The 16,689-nt window shown below is 54.8% G+C and carries 19 protein-coding genes; 13 read left to right on the top strand and 6 right to left on the bottom strand.

Annotated elements, in window-relative coordinates; genetic code table 11:
- Positions 1-996: aminotransferase class III-fold pyridoxal phosphate-dependent enzyme (locus C7K08_RS04660; protein WP_106499486.1), on the top strand; the 996-nt coding region annotated here is incomplete at its 5' end.
- On the opposite strand, the gene zupT is transcribed toward C7K08_RS04660, so the two are convergent.
- The 5 genes from zupT to C7K08_RS04635 form a co-directional block, all read right to left on the bottom strand.
- The gene (gene zupT / locus C7K08_RS04655) at positions 974-1,795 is read right to left on the bottom strand and encodes a zinc transporter ZupT (RefSeq protein WP_106499485.1); all 822 of its coding nucleotides are present in this window, start codon (positions 1,793-1,795) and stop codon (positions 974-976) included. The two genes, C7K08_RS04660 and zupT, sit on opposite strands and share 23 nt — an antisense overlap.
- A gap of 46 nt (positions 1,796-1,841) precedes the next feature.
- On the bottom strand, positions 1,842-2,750 hold the full coding sequence (gene bchL / locus C7K08_RS04650; RefSeq protein ID WP_106499484.1) for a ferredoxin:protochlorophyllide reductase (ATP-dependent) iron-sulfur ATP-binding protein: 909 nt from the start codon (positions 2,748-2,750) through the stop codon (positions 1,842-1,844).
- Between the two features lie 60 nt (positions 2,751-2,810).
- Positions 2,811-4,370, bottom strand: coding sequence for a ferredoxin:protochlorophyllide reductase (ATP-dependent) subunit B (locus C7K08_RS04645; RefSeq protein WP_106499483.1), 1,560 nt, complete (start codon positions 4,368-4,370; stop codon positions 2,811-2,813).
- Between the two features lie 6 nt (positions 4,371-4,376).
- Positions 4,377-5,615, bottom strand: coding sequence for a ferredoxin:protochlorophyllide reductase (ATP-dependent) subunit N (locus C7K08_RS04640; RefSeq protein ID WP_106499491.1), 1,239 nt, complete (start codon positions 5,613-5,615; stop codon positions 4,377-4,379).
- A 116-nt stretch (positions 5,616-5,731) separates the two neighbouring features.
- The gene (locus tag C7K08_RS04635) at positions 5,732-6,184 is read right to left on the bottom strand and encodes a hypothetical protein (RefSeq protein ID WP_390623282.1); all 453 of its coding nucleotides are present in this window, start codon (positions 6,182-6,184) and stop codon (positions 5,732-5,734) included.
- A 144-nt stretch (positions 6,185-6,328) separates the two neighbouring features.
- Here C7K08_RS04635 and C7K08_RS04630 point away from each other — a divergent pair, with 144 nt between their 5' ends.
- Positions 6,329-7,072, top strand: a complete 744-nt coding sequence (locus C7K08_RS04630) for a BMC domain-containing protein (RefSeq protein WP_106499482.1) — start codon at positions 6,329-6,331, stop codon at positions 7,070-7,072.
- Positions 7,073-7,082: 10 nt separating this feature from the next.
- Here the strand turns inward: C7K08_RS04630 and rdgB are convergent, their stop codons facing one another.
- The gene (gene rdgB, locus C7K08_RS04625) at positions 7,083-7,682 is read right to left on the bottom strand and encodes an RdgB/HAM1 family non-canonical purine NTP pyrophosphatase (protein WP_241537043.1); all 600 of its coding nucleotides are present in this window, start codon (positions 7,680-7,682) and stop codon (positions 7,083-7,085) included.
- An 83-nt stretch (positions 7,683-7,765) separates the two neighbouring features.
- On the opposite strand from rdgB, the gene C7K08_RS04620 reads away from it, so the two are divergent.
- From C7K08_RS04620 to C7K08_RS04570, 11 genes are all read left to right on the top strand, one after another.
- Complete coding sequence (locus C7K08_RS04620; RefSeq protein WP_106499480.1) at positions 7,766-8,755, top strand: sodium-dependent bicarbonate transport family permease; 990 nt, start codon at positions 7,766-7,768, stop codon at positions 8,753-8,755.
- A gap of 3 nt (positions 8,756-8,758) precedes the next feature.
- Complete coding sequence (locus C7K08_RS04615; protein ID WP_106499479.1) at positions 8,759-9,043, top strand: P-II family nitrogen regulator; 285 nt, start codon at positions 8,759-8,761, stop codon at positions 9,041-9,043.
- Between the two features lie 156 nt (positions 9,044-9,199).
- The gene (gene csoS1 / locus C7K08_RS04610; RefSeq protein ID WP_106499478.1) at positions 9,200-9,514 is read left to right on the top strand and encodes an alpha-carboxysome major shell protein CsoS1; all 315 of its coding nucleotides are present in this window, start codon (positions 9,200-9,202) and stop codon (positions 9,512-9,514) included.
- A gap of 67 nt (positions 9,515-9,581) precedes the next feature.
- Complete coding sequence (locus tag C7K08_RS04605) at positions 9,582-10,997, top strand: form I ribulose bisphosphate carboxylase large subunit (protein ID WP_106499477.1); 1,416 nt, start codon at positions 9,582-9,584, stop codon at positions 10,995-10,997.
- Between the two features lie 41 nt (positions 10,998-11,038).
- Positions 11,039-11,380, top strand: coding sequence for a ribulose bisphosphate carboxylase small subunit (locus C7K08_RS04600; RefSeq protein ID WP_106499476.1), 342 nt, complete (start codon positions 11,039-11,041; stop codon positions 11,378-11,380).
- A 69-nt stretch (positions 11,381-11,449) separates the two neighbouring features.
- Complete coding sequence (gene csoS2 / locus C7K08_RS04595) at positions 11,450-13,729, top strand: alpha-carboxysome scaffolding protein CsoS2 (RefSeq protein WP_106499475.1); 2,280 nt, start codon at positions 11,450-11,452, stop codon at positions 13,727-13,729.
- On the top strand, positions 13,729-15,213 hold the full coding sequence (locus C7K08_RS04590) for a carboxysome shell carbonic anhydrase (protein WP_106499489.1): 1,485 nt from the start codon (positions 13,729-13,731) through the stop codon (positions 15,211-15,213). Before csoS2 ends, C7K08_RS04590 begins: the two co-directional genes overlap by 1 nt.
- Position 15,214: 1 nt before the next feature.
- Complete coding sequence (csoS4, locus tag C7K08_RS04585) at positions 15,215-15,493, top strand: alpha-carboxysome shell vertex protein CsoS4 (RefSeq protein ID WP_106499474.1); 279 nt, start codon at positions 15,215-15,217, stop codon at positions 15,491-15,493.
- On the top strand, positions 15,493-15,744 hold the full coding sequence (locus tag C7K08_RS04580) for a carboxysome peptide B (protein WP_106499473.1): 252 nt from the start codon (positions 15,493-15,495) through the stop codon (positions 15,742-15,744). Before csoS4 ends, C7K08_RS04580 begins: the two co-directional genes overlap by 1 nt.
- A 45-nt stretch (positions 15,745-15,789) precedes the next feature.
- Positions 15,790-16,245, top strand: coding sequence for an alpha-carboxysome major shell protein CsoS1 (gene csoS1, locus C7K08_RS16620; RefSeq protein ID WP_272867423.1), 456 nt, complete (start codon positions 15,790-15,792; stop codon positions 16,243-16,245).
- Between the two features lie 5 nt (positions 16,246-16,250).
- Entirely contained in the window at positions 16,251-16,688 is a 438-nt protein-coding gene (locus tag C7K08_RS04570) for a ferritin-like domain-containing protein (RefSeq protein ID WP_106499472.1), read from the top strand.
- The last annotated feature ends 1 nt before the right edge of the window (position 16,689 follow it).

Genomic DNA, 16,689 nt, shown 5'->3' with positions numbered 1-16,689 from the left:
GGGCTGCAGCGCCTGTTTTTCTCAGATAATGGCTCCACCGCCGTGGAGGTGGCCCTCAAGATCGCCTGGCAGTGGTGGCGCAACCAGAACAGCGAGCGCCACCAGTTAATCGCCTTTGAGGGGGCTTATCACGGCGACACCGTAGGCACCATGGCCCTAGGTGATCGCTCCCTATTCACCGCCGCCTACGAGCCCCTGCTTTTTGATGTGGCCAGGGTCGCCTGGCCCCACAGCCACTGGGGCGACGACAGCGTTGAGCCGCGGGAACAGCAGGCCCTTAAGCAATTAGAGCTGGCACTTGAGACACCCACAGCAGCGGTGATTCTCGAACCCCTGATCCAGGGGGCAAGTGGCATGCGCGTCGTGCGTCCATCCTTCTTGCGGGCAGTGGCGGACAGGGTCCAGGCTGCTGGCGCGCTGCTGATCGCCGATGAGGTTTTCACCGGTTTCGGCCGCACCGGAGCCCTGTTTGCCTGCCAGAAAGCCGGTATCCAGCCCGACCTGATGGCCCTCTCYAAAGGGCTCACGGGTGGTTTCCTACCCATGGGCGCAACGATGGCAAGTGAAMGGCTCTACCRGGGCTTCATCAGCGAGAAGCCCAGCGATACCTTTTTCCATGGCCACAGCTTCACGGCCAATCCCTTGGGCTGCGCCGCCGCCCTGGCCAGCTTRGATTTACTGCAGCAAAACCCAGARCGCTTTGAGGGCTTTGAGCAACGGCACACCCCCCTGCTGGAGCAGCTGAGCCTGCTTTCCCAGGTGAAGCGGCCCCGTTGCCTTGGCACCATGGCCGCCTTCGAGCTCAACGCTGGCGAAAACAGCTATCTAAACCCRATCGGYAAACARATCCAGCGTMAGTGYSTGGAACAGGGTGTATATATAAGGCCCCTCGGTAATGTTGTWTATATTTTGCCGCCACTTTGCATTACAAATAGTGAGCTGGAAAAGTGCTATTCAGCTATTGAATTGGCAATTAAGCAAGTAATACCAGGCTGATTGCCATAACCGCCATGCCGGCAATTAGGCTCCAAATAGCATGCTGCTGTTCGCCRTATTCCTTGGCGGCAGGTAATAACTCATCAAATGATATGTAGAGCATTACCCCAGCAACTCCAGCAAATACCAAGCCAAAGGCCAATTGATTGGGAAATGATTGGAACAGGAAATAGCCAACTAAGCCACCTAAGGGTTCTGCAACTCCTGATAGAAAAGACCACCAGAAAGCTTTACGGCGACTGCCAGTTGCATAATAGATAGGTGCTGAAACCGCCAAGCCTTCAGGGATGTTGTGTATCGCAATTGCAACGGCGATGCTCACGCCAACCCTTGGATTGTTCAAGGCGCCTAGGAATGTGGCTAAACCTTCAGGGAAATTATGGATTGCAATCGCTAGGGCTGAAAATAAACCAACTCGCCATAGSCGGCGGCGTCCCATGGCCGTTTGATTATCGCCAACTTCAGATTGAAGTTTAAATAACACTGCTGCATCATGGGATGGTAAAAGCTGATCGATTAGGGCCGTTAGTGCGATGCCAGCAAAAAAGGCAAGTACGGTTGCTAAATATCCTAARCTATTTCCYAATAGTGGCTGTAGAGCCAAGCGCGCTTTAGGTAATATTTCCACCAATGAAACGTATATCATCGCCCCTGCAGAAAAGCCAAGGGAAAGTGTTAAAAATGTTGTGTTTGATCTGCGGGTGCTAAGMCCTAATAAACTGCCTATTCCAGTRGATAACCCRGCTAATATGGTAAGACCCAATGCAAATRAACTGTGTTGKGATGCGCTTACAATCATTGATGATTCTGTTTATTTAATTTATATCTTGAAACTTTCTCGGGTTTTAATCGAAACCCAGCAGGTCGAATATCTCACGATCTTTAAGTGATTCAGCTTCTAGGGGAACCACATTATCAAGCATGCGTTGGGCAAGGGCTATGTATTCTTTTTGCACGGCTTCCACCTCAGGTGTTGCTTCCATTTCAAATATCGTGCACTTCTTTAATCGCGAGCGGCGTATGGCATCCAAATCGGGGAAGTGGGCCATTGTGCGCATGCCTACACGCTCATTGAATTTATCAATTTGATCCGTGTCTTTACTGCGATTTGCCACAACTCCCCCGAGGCGAACTTTATAGTTCTTTGCCTTTGCTTGAATGGCGGCAATGATCCTATTCATTGCAAAAATAGAATCAAAATCATTKGCGGTTACRATTAAGCAATAATTWGCATGCTGRAGCGGCGCAGCRAAACCGCCGCACACCACATCTCCAAGAACATCAAAAATAACAACATCCGTATCTTCTAAAAGATGGTGCTCTTTTAACAATTTTACGGTTTGGCCTGTTACATAACCGCCGCAGCCAGTGCCGGCAGGGGGACCGCCAGACTCCACGCACATCACACCGTTGTAGCCTTCAAACACAAAATCTTCGGGGCGTAGTTCTTCMGTGTGAAAATCAACGGTTTCTAAAATATCAATAACCGTTGGCACCATTTTTTTGGTAAGCGTAAAGGTGCTGTCGTGTTTTGGATCGCAGCCGATCTGCAATACCCGCTTGCCAAGTTTAGAAAAAGCAGCTGAAAGGTTGGAAGAGGTTGTTGATTTACCAATGCCCCCCTTGCCATAAACGGCGATAACTAGGGCGCCTTCCTCGATTTGCATCGAGGCGTCTTGATGCACTTGGAGGCTACCTTCGCCGTCTTCACGGCTGTTGGTGCTGCTGCTGGGGGGGGTGATCGTGGCGGTCATCAGCGGTTCAGGGGTGGGGATGGAAGGAATTCAGCTGTTGCTTGCTAAGGGGATGAAGATCTACCGCGTGAAATGGGCCTTAGCTTCATATAGCACCTCATCGGTGATTTCCTTGATGCCTCGCTCCTGGGCAAAGGCTTCGGTGTTGCGTTTCACTTTGCCGCGCACAAAAAAGGGAATTCTGCCTAATTCAGCTGTTCCGCTATTAGCCCAGGTGCAGCCAGCATCCGTTTGAACTTCAGGTGCTGCYGTTTCSRCCACTGCTGTTTTTTGGCCYTTATGGCTCATRTGGCCCTCAACAAACTCAAAATCATGGCGGAACATTCCAATTAGATGTTCCTCTAATCCCATCATCAAGGGGTGCACCCAGCTGTCGAAAATTACATTTGCCCCTTCCCAACCCATCTGCGGTGCATAGCGGGCCGGCACATCTTGCACATGCAATGGCGCTGAAATTACAGCGCATGGAATCCCAAGCCGCTTGGCGCTATGGCGCTCCATTTGGGTGCCAAGCACCAATTCGGGGGCAGCCGCTGCCATGGCWGCCTCCACCTCTAGGTAGTTGTCGCTGATTAAYGCTTCAAGGCCTAGCTCCTGGGCGGCAGCCCGCACAGCCCTTGCTTGCTCGCGGCAGTAGCTGCCCAGCCCCACCACTTGGAAGCCCAGTTCTTTACTGGCAATACGCGCTGCTGCAATCGCGTGGGTGGCATCGGCAAAAATAAATACCCGCTTGCCCGTTAGGTAGGTGGAATCCACCGATTGCGAATACCAAGGCATCCTTGATCGCTCCGGCGCTGGCGGCAATTGATCAAGCCCTAAAACAGTTGCGATCTCCTCTCGAAACTGCTGGGTGGCGCCAATGCCGATGGGTACCGTGCGCACAACAGCCATSCCCAGTTGACGCTCCAGCCAACTGCAGCTGCTTTCAACAATTTCTGGATAGAGGCAGAGGTTTGCATCCGCCTCTGGAATCCGYTTTAGATCCGAAGGGCTGGCCCCCAGGGGTGCCACCACATTCACATCGATGCCCATATCAGCTAATARTTTYGTTACCTCAATAACGTCGTCGCGGCAGCGAAAWCCCAGCAAGCTGGGGCCGAGCAAATTAAGCCGCGGTTTGCGCCCTTCCGCGCGCCAGCGGCTGGGGCTTGGTTTGGCAGCGCCAGGGGCTAATACTTGATCCTTGAGCAGGGTTCGCAGTAGTTGATAGAAGGTTTCGGAAGCACCCCAATTTTCTTTTTTTGAATAGGCGGGCAATTCCAAATTCACGATCGGCAGGTTRAAACCCATGCCTTGGGCAAGGCTGCCTGGTTGATCCTGGATTAATTCCGCTGTGCAGCTTTCACCCACGAGCAAAGCCTCCGGCTTRAAGCGTTCCACCGCATCGCTGATTGAACGCTTTACTAAATCTGCGGTGTCGCCCCCCAGGTCCCTGGCCTGAAATGTKGTGTAGGTAACTGGCGGCCGCTTGTTTTGCCGCTCGATCATCGTGAACAGCAGGTCGGCATAGGTGTCCCCTTGGGGGGCATGGAGCACGTAGTGCAGCCCTTCCATTGAAGTGGCTATGCGCATAGCCCCCACGTGGGGGGGGCCTTCGTAGGTCCAGAGGGTGAGTTCCATGGGATTTCAGTTAAAGGCCAGGGCAGCGCGCCGGCGCAGGGGCCGAGCAAATAATTCAGCTAAATCACCGGCTTGGTCGCAGCCGTGAATTGGGCTAAAAACCAATTCGATCGACCATTTGGTGGCAATGCCTTCCGCCTCAAGGGGATTGGCTAAACCCATGCCACACACCACAAGATCGGGCTTGGCTGCCCGCACCCTATCCAGTTGTTTCTCTAGATGTTGTCCTTCACTCAAATTTAGGTTTGCTGGCAGGAGATCAAGCTCAGGCTGTTGCAGGGCGCGATCCAGGTATGGAGTGCCCACCTCCACCAACTCCATGCCGCATTCCCGATGCAGGAAACGGCCAAGGGCAAGCTCCATTTGGGAATCTGGCAGCAGAAACAGGCGCTTGCCCTCCAGTTCAAGGCGATGGGGAGCCACTGCAGCTCTGCCCCTTTCTTTRAGGGGGTTGAGCACCGATGCGGTGTGGGCTGKRTCGATGCCGAAAGCGGTTGCCGCAGCYTCAAACCAAAGGCTGCTGCCCTCCACGCCAAGGGGGTAGGGGCTGCTGAKTAATTGGGCGCCGCGGGCCTGGAGAGCCCTAGCCGTAGCCCCTAGGAAGGGTTGAGCAAGCAACACTTTGGTGCCGCTGCCAAGGCTGGGTAGATCGGTGGAGCGCCGCGGCGGCAAGCTTGCCACTTTTGTGATGCCAAGCCGCTCAAACAAGGTTAAAAAGCGCTCTTCCACCCCATCGGCAAGGGTGCCCACCAGCAGCAGTTGTGCTTCATCGTTGCGGGGCAGGAAGGGCACYAGGGCGGTGAGGGCATTGTCTTCCCCTTGGGTGAAGGTGGTTTCAATGCCACTGCCGCTGTAATTAACAACCCGCACGGAGCCCTGCAGGCGGGTGCTGAGCCGTTCCGCTGCTTTAGCTAGGTCGAGCTTGATCACCTCACTGGGRCAGGAACCCACCAGAAAGAGGGTGCGRATTTCTGGGCGGCGCGCCAGCAGATCGCCAACAACCCGATCTAACTCCTCATTTGCATCGGCTAAACCGGCCAGGTCCCTTTCCCCCAAAATGGCTGTGCCAAAACGGGGTTCAGCAAAAATCATCACGCCTGCGGCGCTTTGAACCAGATGGGCGCAGGTGCGGGAGCCCACCACCAAAAAGAAGGCATCTGGCATGCGGCGGTGGAGCCAAACGATGGAGGTGAGTCCGCAAAACACCTCCCTCTGGCCATTTTCCTTGAGAATCTCCAACAGCAGCACTAGTAGATACAGCTATTGATAGGYGTGCTGGTGCATTAAGTGCTCCAGTCGTTTCCTTATCTTCCGGATCTAGGGGAAAAACAACAAATTTGTTGCTCTAAAAGCTGAATTTTCTASAGGCGACGGCGGAAAGCATCTCCATAGCCGCCGGCTTGGCGCTCAGCGCCATCAGCAGAGCGGCTTAATTTCCACACATTGCGGCTGATGCGGCGCGCCACTAGGCCACCCCTTTCCACCACTGGAGTACCTGGACGGGCACCCAACAGCACTGCAACTTCAGCGGTGCTTAAGGGCGCACCGGTGCGCACAGCCAGGTCGGTGAGCTCAAGCCGTTGGCGCAAATTGTGCAGGTCAGCGGCCTCTCCCTGGCTTTCATTCCAAATCGTGGTGAAGTTGCTGTGGTTTGGGGTGCCCATTTTGTGCATCAGGCCGAGGCCGATGAAGGCGAGGGCCTGTTCAGGCTTCACCCCTTGATCCATGGCTGTGGCRATCAACTCAGAGAAATTGGCTTGGGGTTCTTGGTTGGCRATGGGTTGAGCTTCGCTGGAACGGGTTGTGGTTGCCATCAGCATTGCTAGGGGTATTGGCCGGAAGGTACCCACTCCCAAGGTGAGCGCAAGGGGTAGCCCGGTAGAGTCGCGCCACTATTAATCAAAAATCCCCTGTCAACCTCTGCCGACGATCTCTCCATACGGCGTCGGCGGGCCGGTATGCGTGATGGCGGCTCAGGTGTTGCTATTACAGGTACCCAGGTGGATGTGGCCAGTGGGCCAAGTTGCGTAACMGTTACCACCGATAGCGAGGGGCGACGGCTGGCAAGGCAGGGGGGGCAGGTGGGATCGATCCAGCTGCGCACCTATGTGTTTCTTGATTCCCTGCAGCCCCAGTTGGCGGCCTACATGGGCACTGTTTCCCAGGGCTTTTTACCTATTCCAGGCGATGCCTGCCTCTGGCTTGAGGTTTCACCAGGCATGGCAGTTCATCGGGTTACCGATATCGCCCTGAAGGCGAGCACCGTGCGCTTGGGCCAAATGGTGGTGGAGAGGGCATTTGGCTCCTTGGCCCTYTATCACCGCGACCAAAGCAATGTGTTGCATTCGGGCCAGGTGGTGCTGGAGTCGATCGGCAGCAGCGTTGATCGACGCAGCCCTTGCACTGTTAGCTGGACGGAGATCATCCGTGCCATCACCCCCGACCATGCGGTTTTGATCAACCGCCTAAATCGGCGCGGTTCGATGATTCAATCGGGCATGAGCATGTTCATCTTGGAAACAGAGCCGGCTGGCTATGTGCTGATTGCCGCCAATGAAGCTGAGAAGGCTTCAAACATCACCGTGGTGGATGTGAAGGCTGTGGGTGCCTTTGGCCGCCTCACCTTGGCGGGGAAAGAAGGTGATGTGGAGGAGGCTGCCGCCGCTGCCATGCGTGCTGTGGCAAGCATTAATTCCCGTTAGTTATTTCCCATTAGTTAGTTAATTCAATTTCCAATAGGTGGGCCATCTGGGCGGCTATGGCCCGGATCGCTTTGCCCCGGCTGCCCAATTTGATTTTTTGATGGGGTGGCATTTGGCCGTAGGTGCTTCCCGCTTCCCGCAGCCAAAAAACAGGGTCGTAGCCATAACCCTCCCCCCTTGGCGAGCTGAGAATTTCACCTCTACAAATACCCTCTGCCTCCAGGCGGATGTTGCCGAAGGGGTCGGCCAAGGCCACGGCACTATGAAAACCGGCGCTTCGGTAAATACTTTCCTTMAGTTCTTCTAAAAGCCGCTCAATTCTTTGCTTATCACTCGCCGCATATCTGGCGGAATAAATACCTGGTGCACCGCCYAGGGCATCCACCTCAAGGCCTGAATCATCAGCTAGGGCCCAGTGGCCGCAGATGCGAGCCACCTCAGCGGCCTTTAAACGGGCATTTTCTAAGTAGGTGCTACCGGTTTCAGCAATTTCCAACCCCTCAGGCTGTTGGCGCACCTGCAGCTCAACGGGAGCCAAGATCGCTTTTATTTCAGCCACTTTGACGGGATTACCGCTAGCGATCACAAGCACCTTTGGATTTTTTGCCACCCTTGCCCTGCACCAGGTGGGCCATTCTGCTCTTTGACAGCCCTGCTTAATTCCAGTAGACAAACACGCCCCAAAGGAGGCCATTGGATACAAGCCTGGTTCTGCAAAATTTGCTCTCWCCAGCAATTTTGTTCTTTTTTCTKGGGGTTTTTGCGGTGCTSTTGGGCACCGATTTAGAGATTCCAGCCCCACTGCCCAAGTTATTTTCCCTTTATTTATTGCTGTCTATMGGTTTTAAAGGRGGTGTTGAATTGCAGCACAGCGGCCTTGGTGGAAATGTTGTTTTAACAATTTCAGCTGCGGTTGTGATGTCGGTGCTGGTGCCYATCTACTGCTTTTTTCTATTGCGCAGTAAATTTGACGTGTTCAATTCTGCTGCGATTGCAGCTGCCTACGGTTCGATTTCAGCAGTTACTTTTATTACAGCTGAAAGCTTTCTCAAGGTATTGAACATCCAATCAGATGGTTTCATGGTTGCKGCCTTGGCTCTGATGGAGTCGCCGGCCATAATTGTTGGCTTGCTACTTGTTAAATTAGCGGCCCGCGATCGCCGCAGTGATGTGAACGCTGGCTGGGGGGCCCTGCTGCATGAAGCCTTTTTAAATAGCTCCGTTTATCTGTTGATTGGCAGCTTGATAATTGGCTTTCTTGTTGCATTTTTCAACCCCAGTGGCGTTGAAAAAATGGAGCCTTTCACCGGCAGGCTTTTCTATGGGGTGCTTTGTTTTTTCCTGTTAGACATGGGCATTATTGCGGCTCAACGGCTGGGKGACCTAMGGCGCGCCGGGGCATTTCTTACTGGTTTTGCCCTGCTGATGCCCCTTTTAAATGCAGGCATTGGTTTGGGGATTGCTGTGTTTTTGGGTTTGAGTCARGGCAAYGCATTGTTATTCATGGTGTTGTGTGCAAGCGCCTCCTACATCGCCGTACCTGCAGCGATGAGAATGACGGTGCCTGAAGCTAATCCAAGCCTCTATATATCAAGCTCATTGGGTATTACTTTTCCGTTCAATATAATATTTGGTATCCCCTTATACATGGCGCTGATWCAGCGCTTTATCCCTGCCGGTTGAGCYATGAAACGCCTTGATTTGATCATGAGCGAGCGCGAGCTCGACAAAGTGCTCCATGCCATTCGAGCKGCAGGGGCGCCTGGCTATTCAGTGATGCGCCACGTAACTGGCAGGGGGCGTAGTGGCGATGTGGTGTCTGAATCGATGGAGTTCAGTGGCCTTGGCGCAAATGCCCACGTAATTGTTTTTTGCGACGAAGCCACGATTGAGCGKCTCAAGCCAGCGGTTAATTCAATTTTGGAATATTTCGGTGGGGTTGCATTCGTTGCCGATGCCCAACCGCTTTGAAAACCAATTGTAAAGATAGAAGTTGCTTTGATCAGTGTTGCTTATATGAGCCCCCTCAGACGCTGATTGGTTAGGGGTCTCAAACGTCTTGACGGATGCGCCTTTGCGGGAGCAGTGTTAGCGGCGAACTTTCCGCCCCCCCTTCAGGAGTTGGCAATGGCAAGCGAAACAATGGGCATTGCCCTCGGCATGATTGAAACCCGCGGCCTCGTGCCTGCGATCGAGGCGGCAGACGCCATGACCAAAGCCGCAGAAGTGCGACTGATCGGTCGTGAGTTCGTCGGCGGCGGCTACGTAACCGTTTTGGTGCGCGGTGAAACCGGCGCAGTAAACGCGGCAGTGCGCGCAGGCGCCGATGCCTGCGAACGCGTTGGTGACGGCCTTGTTGCCGCCCACATCATCGCCCGTCCCCACCGCGAAGTGGAGCCTGCCCTCGGTGGCAGCAGCAACTTCCTGGGTTCCAAGGACTGAGGTCTAGGCGCTCCCCCGGCGGGACACCGAACCCCAATCCCCAACTGAATCCATCTGAGTTTTCCCCATGAGCAAGAAGTACGACGCAGGGGTCAAGGAGTACAGGGACACCTACTGGACTCCTGACTACGTTCCCCTCGATTCCGACCTGCTGGCCTGTTTCAAGTGCACCGGCCAGGAAGGTGTTCCCAGGGAAGAAGTGGCTGCCGCTGTAGCCGCTGAATCCTCTACTGGCACCTGGTCCACCGTGTGGTCTGAGCTCCTAACCGACCTCGACTTCTACAAAGGCCGTTGCTACCGCATCGAAGAGGTGCCCGGCGACAAGGAGGCTTTCTATGCCTTCATCGCCTATCCCCTCGACCTGTTTGAAGAGGGCTCCATCACCAACGTGCTCACCTCCTTGGTGGGCAACGTGTTCGGTTTTAAAGCCCTGCGTCACCTGCGCCTAGAGGACATCCGTTTCCCCTTGGCCTTCATCAAAACCTGTGGTGGTCCCCCCAACGGGATCCAGGTTGAGCGCGACCGTATGAACAAGTACGGCCGTCCCCTGCTTGGTTGCACCATCAAGCCGAAACTCGGCCTGAGCGGTAAAAACTACGGCCGGGTGGTTTATGAATGTCTCCGCGGTGGCCTTGATTTCACCAAAGACGACGAAAACATCAACTCCCAGCCTTTCCAGCGTTGGCAGAACCGTTTCGAGTTCGTTGCTGAAGCTGTGAAATTGGCTGAGCAGGAAACCGGCGAGCGCAAAGGTCACTACCTCAATTGCACCGCCAATACCCCTGAAGAAATGTATGAGCGGGCCGAGTTCGCTAAGGAACTCGATCAGCCGATCATCATGCACGACTACATAACTGGTGGCTTTACCGCCAACACCGGTTTGKCYARGTGGTGCCGCAAAAACGGGATGCTGCTTCACATCCACCGTGCCATGCACGCTGTGATCGACCGCCATCCCAAGCACGGCATTCACTTCCGCGTGCTCGCCAAGTGCCTGCGTTTGTCTGGTGGTGACCAGCTCCACACCGGCACGGTGGTGGGCAAACTCGAGGGCGACCGTCAAACAACCCTCGGTTATATCGACCAAYTGCGCGAATCATTCGTGCCCGAAGACCGCACCCGCGGTAACTTCTTCGATCAAGACTGGGGTTCAATGCCCGGTGTGTTTGCCGTTGCCTCCGGCGGTATTCACGTGTGGCACATGCCCGCCCTGGTGGCGATCTTCGGCGACGATTCCGTTCTCCAATTCGGTGGTGGCACCCACGGTCACCCCTGGGGTTCCGCCGCTGGCGCCGCTGCTAACCGCGTGGCCCTCGAGGCCTGCGTTAAGGCACGCAACGCCGGTCGCGAAATTGAGAAGGAAGGCCGCGACATCCTCACGGAAGCCGCGAAGCACAGCCCCGAGCTGGCCATTGCCCTCGAAACTTGGAAGGAGATCAAGTTCGAGTTCGACACCGTCGACAAGCTCGACGTGAACGCCTGATCCAAGGCGACTTCCTGTAAACCAAACCACTAAGGATCCCCATGCCCTTTAAGAGCACCGTGGGTGACTATCAAACAGTCGCCACCCTGGAGACATTCGGCTTTCTACCGCCGATGACCCAGGACGAGATCTACGACCAGATCGCCTACATCATTGCCCAGGGCTGGAGCCCTGTGGTGGAGCACGTTCATCCCAGCCGTTCCATGTCGATCTATTGGTCGTATTGGAAGTTGCCGTTCTTCGGTGAAAAGGATCTGAGTGTGATCGTGAGCGAACTCGAGGGTTGCCATCGKGCATACCCCGACCACCACGTGCGTCTGGTGGGCTACGACGCCTACACCCAGAGCCAGGGTTCTTGCTTCGTTGTTTTCGAAGCGCGCTGATCAGCGCATCAATTTGGTCCCCGTTTCGGCGGGGACCTTTTCACAAGCTTTTTTATCTAGGGGGCGGATATGGCACAGCAGTCGAGTCGCGAGGCGGCATTGGCAAGGCGCATGGCGCTTTCCAATGGTGGAAAAACAGCCGAAAAGCGCTATTCCACCAGTGCCGGAAGGGTGCGCAGTGCCGTTGAGGCTCGCCCCAGTCGCACTGCTGTTGTTGCTTCTGCACCTGTAACCGTTGAGCCAACGGTGTTTCGCCAGCAGAGTTTGGTGGCCCCAAGCCACAACCTGAATAGGGGGCGCATCGCCAACCCCAGCCGCGATCTTGCCCTTGCCAGGCGTGAGGCCTTAAGCCGCCGTGGCAAACGGGCTGAATCCGGTAAAGACCGCACCCGCAGTGATGTGGCAAAACAAACTCCCCCAGCAACACCTGTGGTGGTTCCCGTAGCCACCCCAACCCAAGCACCAACAACTATTTTCAGCCCAGGCGCTGCTTCGGYCCGCCCCCAYAACCAGCAAACCCCCCGTCGCCAGAGCCAGCACAACCCAAGCCGTGCCCTTGTACTGGCCCGTAGGGAAGCCCTAGCGAAACGGGGAAAGCTCGCCAATACCAGCCAGGCCAGCGGCACCGCAGCGGTAATGCGCCAGGGAAACCCAGATATCAGCAGCCGTGAGCTCGCCTTAAAAATCCGCGAACTGCGCAGTAAAACCGGTGCAGCTGCTGTTGCCCGCACCAGTGGTAGCTCCAGTCGCCCCAGCGGCCCCAATAGGCACGGATCTAAGCAAGCCGCCGCCGCTGATGCCTCCTGGAAGGTAGGSGTTAGTGAAACCCTTGCAGGTTCAACMGTTACCGGCACCCAGGCCAATCGCTCCCTTAAAACCACCGGCAACGAAGCTGCCACCTGCAGAACTATTACCGGCACTGAATATCTAGGCGCTGAGGTGTTCCAAACCTTTTGCCAAACCAAGCCTGCTTCCCAGCAGCCGGCAAAGGTGCGCGTTAGTGCCACCAGCCACGGCAATCGCGTTACCGGCAACGAAGTTGGTCGCAGTGAAAAGGTAACTGGCGATGAGCCAGGCACCTGTAAATCAATCACGGGCACTGAATATATTTCCGCCAATCAATCCGCTGCCTATTGCGGTGGATTCAGCCCAAGTGTGCGCAAAGTTGGCCGCAGTAACACCCTCGGAGGCCAGGCCGTATCTGGTGTGATCGTGGGCAGGAGCGAAAAGGTTACGGGTGATGAAAGCGGCTCCGGTTTGCAGTTAACCGGCGATCAATACCTGGGCTCGGAGCCCCCGGTTGGCGGACGGGCAGCCACCAAGGTGAGCAGCCTAAATACGATTAAAGGCACTGGTATCACTGGTACCCATGTGGGTCGCCACGACAAAGTTACCGGCGATGAACCCGGCAGCTGCCGTTTGGTAACCGGTGATGAATACGTTGGCAGCCAGCAATATGAGCGCTTTTGCGCCACCAGCCCCAGCCCAGAAGCAGCCAARGTGGGTTTTAGCCTCACCAGCCGCAGCTTGGTGGTGAGTGGCACCAGCACCGGTCGCTCCGAAAAAGTTACCGGCGATGAACCAGGCAGYTGCAAGATCGTTACGGGCACTCCATATATAGGTTTGGAGCAGGCTGGAAATTTTTGTTCCCCCGCCGCTTCAGCTGCTATCCAAGCCAGAACCCCCAGGCGCCAGGCCAGCCCATTAACGGGGCTTCAGCCGGGGATTGGCGGTGTGATGACCGGCGCTGAACGGGGTGCTTGCGAAAACATCACCGGCACACCCTATGTGGGTGCTGATCAACAGCAGAGCAGCTGCGGCAAAAGCTTTGCCAGTGAGCCTGATTTCCCCCAGCCCATAGCTGGAACCAATTGGCAGCGCTTCAGTATTCAGTCGCCGGCCCGTTCAGCCCAAGCGCAAAGGGARAAAGTTGGTGCCGTAACCGGAAGCACCTATGAGCAAGGTGGCCGCATCACAGGTCCCTTTGACATGGCGAGCGGCAAGGTAACCGGCACAGAACAGTTTCGTTTTGATCGCTCCCCCAGTGCTGCCGTGGTGCAAGCCGCTCCAGCAGAGCCAGGCCAGGAACCTGTTTCTCGGGTTACCGGTGAGGGTTCAGGCCATAAAATCACCGGCGACGACTGGGACCGTGGCAAGCGTGTAACTGGCACCGAGGGACCCTCCGCCCGKAGACGTAATCCCTCCCGGGTGGGSTTGCAAAATTCRATGGCTGCTATGCAGCAAAAGCGCAATGAAGACATTGTCGCCCCGGTTAGCAGGGTTACCGGTTCAAGCGGCAACACCGATAAGGGTTCATTGATCACWGTGTCTGGGGGTGCCCGCGGTTGATCCAGCGCCGTGCTTCCTACACCGCTAGGCCCTTTGAGCCAACCGCTCCCAGGCGTCGCCCAGTRGTGTGGCCAAACCGCGCTAGTAGCTCAGGCCACTGCCTTAGTGATTCAGCTGCAAATAGCCGTTTGCATGCCTACGACCAGCAGGTAAAAGGCTCATTTGATCGCATTGTTCCGGTGCTGCAACAGCTATCCGCATTGCAGCATGAGCCAAATTTTATTAACGATGCACAACGATTAGCTAAAGCTGAGCTCGGCTATGAATTGCCATTGCCAATCCTTGAGATGGCTTGGGTAACCCAGTTGGATATGCGCCGCCTATTCGCTTGGTGCGTATTTGAAACCTATGAACAAACAAGCCAAGCATTTTTTGAAACCGACCCCCTTGATGGCACCAACGGCGATTCATTTGAACGCCTATTAATTGAATGTGGCTTTCATCTGCTCGATATCACCCCATGTGCAGATGGTCGTTTAGCSCATGCGATTGCATTTGGATTACGTATTCCCTTTAGTTGTGTGCGGCGGCGGCCCCATGCTGGGGCCATGTTTGATGTGGAAAATACCGTTGATCGTTGGGTAAAAACTGAACATTTACGTTTTAGAGAAGCCAAGCCCAACGCTGCCCACGAAGCCACCCGTTACCTGAAAGCGGTGGTGTATCACTTCAGCTCGATTGACCCAAGCCATGAAGGCTGCGCCGCCCATGCTTCCAATGATTCAGCTGCGGCAGCCGCTGGCATGGACAGACTGCARGCCTTCCGCGTTGCTGTTGAAAATAGTTTTTGCTGTGGTGCATCGGTAGACCTTTTGCTGCTCGGCCTAGACACCGACACCGACGCAATACGAGTGCATGTGCCCGATCGCGAGGGCAATGCAGCTTTGGATCAATGGCTTGATGCAAGCAATATTTATGAAGCAACTAAGTCTTTAACTCCCCAGGCTGCTCGAGAAAAGATTCGCCAAATGGTGGAGTTTGCCGTGGAGGGGGMGCCCGATGCAGGGATGATCACTTTGATWTCSCAGTTGATTGAAAATAAYATCTCCCAAATTGATTACGTTCGTGAATACCACGGCGGTGCCTATGGCGATGCYGGCCATGCCGAACGATTCATTGGCGTTGGCATTGGCTTTAAGGAAATCCATCTGCGCAACCTCACTTACTTTGCCTAYGTTGATACGGTTGAAGAAGGCACAGCAGATCTTGATGTGGGCATTAAAATCTTTCGTGGTTTAAATGTTTCCCGCGGTTTACCAGTGCCCGTTGTGGTGCGTTTTGATTACCGCGGCAATGTGCCAGGTGCCAGGGAAAGGGCCATTGCCCATGGGGAAAGGGTGATGACTGCCATGGAGCAACGTTATGCCGATCTTTATCAACAGGGGCTGCTGCATGTGCTGTTATCTGTGAGGGATCGCGACCGCTTTGTGCCCGCGGAAACGGTTAGATCAACCATTACATTTCCCACCCCTGGAGGTCATTGAGATGCTTATTTGTAAAGTTGTGAAGCCGTTGGTTTCAACCAATCGCATTCCAGATTTTGAACATAAACATCTGCAGGTTGTGCTTGATGGCAGCACCCAAAAGGTGGCGGTAGATGCTGTGGGTTGTGTGCCTGGCGACTGGGTAATTTGCGTGGGCAGTTCTGCCGCTAGGGAGGCGGCTGGAAGTAAGTCTTACCCCAGCGATTTAACAATTGTTGGCATCATCGACCATTGGGAACCAGAACCACCCAAGCCCCCTGCAACACCGGTGGCCAGCTAATGGAAATCATGCAGGTGATCGGTTCTCTTGTTTGCACCCATCGGGTGGCTGGTTTAGGCCATATGCACCTAAGGGTGTTGCGCAGCAATAAAGGCAAATTAAGCGTTGCCGTAGACCCAGTTGGTGCTTCAGCAGGCAATTGGGTTTTTACTGCCAGTGGTTCTGCGGCCCGCTTTGCTTGCCCTGATCCAAAYACATATACAGATCTCACCATCGGCGGAATTATTGATTTCTGGGCCCCCGACGGCTGACCCAGTAATCCYCTCGCTCACTAACCATTTACAACACTTCCAGCCATGGCAACCCCCACACCCCGTCAGCCCGCTGAATCCGTGCCATCCTCGTCAACATCGCCGTCAACTCCCCCTTCAACACCCCCAGCTGTTCCAGCTAAAGCAAGCACCAGCGCTCCAAAAAGTCCTTCCACCCGTAGCCGTTCAACCGCCATGACAAATCCAATTCAAGGTATCGCTTTAGGCATGATTGAAACCCGTGGCTTGGTGCCTGCCATCGAGGCCGCTGATGCCATGACCAAAGCTGCAGAAGTTACCTTGATCGCCCGTGAATTCGTGGGCGGCGGTTATGTAACCGTGATGGTGCGCGGTGAAACTGGAGCTGTTAATGCAGCCGTTAGGGCTGGTGCTGATGCCTGTGAAAGGGTTGGCGATGGACTAGTGGCAGCCCACATCATCGCCCGTCCCCACGCAGAGGTGGAGCCTGCCTTGATCGCYAGCGGCAGYCGACGGAGTTAAKGCCCATGGCAACGATTCATCCAAGGGTGCTTGCGGCCCTMGGTAGGGCCTTAAGCCTTGAGTTCTCTGCKGTGCAGCAATACATCACCCATGCTTGTTTAGTTAACAACTGGCAGCTAGTGGAAGCTGCCGATCGTTTTCGCAAGGAAGCAGTTGAGGAGATGCAACACAGCGAACGCATCATTRATCGCATGCTCAGCCTTGGCGTTGCCCCTGCCGCATCTCAATTGCGGCCTGTTGAWAGTGCAAATAATTTGGAGGGGYTGCTGCTAGCTAATCTCAAATTAGAGGAAGATTTGGTTTTTCATTACACGGAGGCAAGTAGGTTTTGCCAATTGATTAATGATCGCGATAACAGGRATTTTTTTCAAGCACTACTTGAGGAAGAACAACTACATAGCGTTGATTTRGCTGCTTGGTTGCAAGCATTGCAGCATTCCTGAT

The organism is Synechococcus lacustris str. Tous (genome assembly GCF_003011125.1).
GTDB lineage: Bacteria > Cyanobacteriota > Cyanobacteriia > PCC-6307 > Cyanobiaceae > Synechococcus_D > Synechococcus_D lacustris.
The sequence above is the reverse complement of the archived record's forward strand: the minus strand, read 5'-3'. Positions and strand labels throughout refer to the sequence as shown.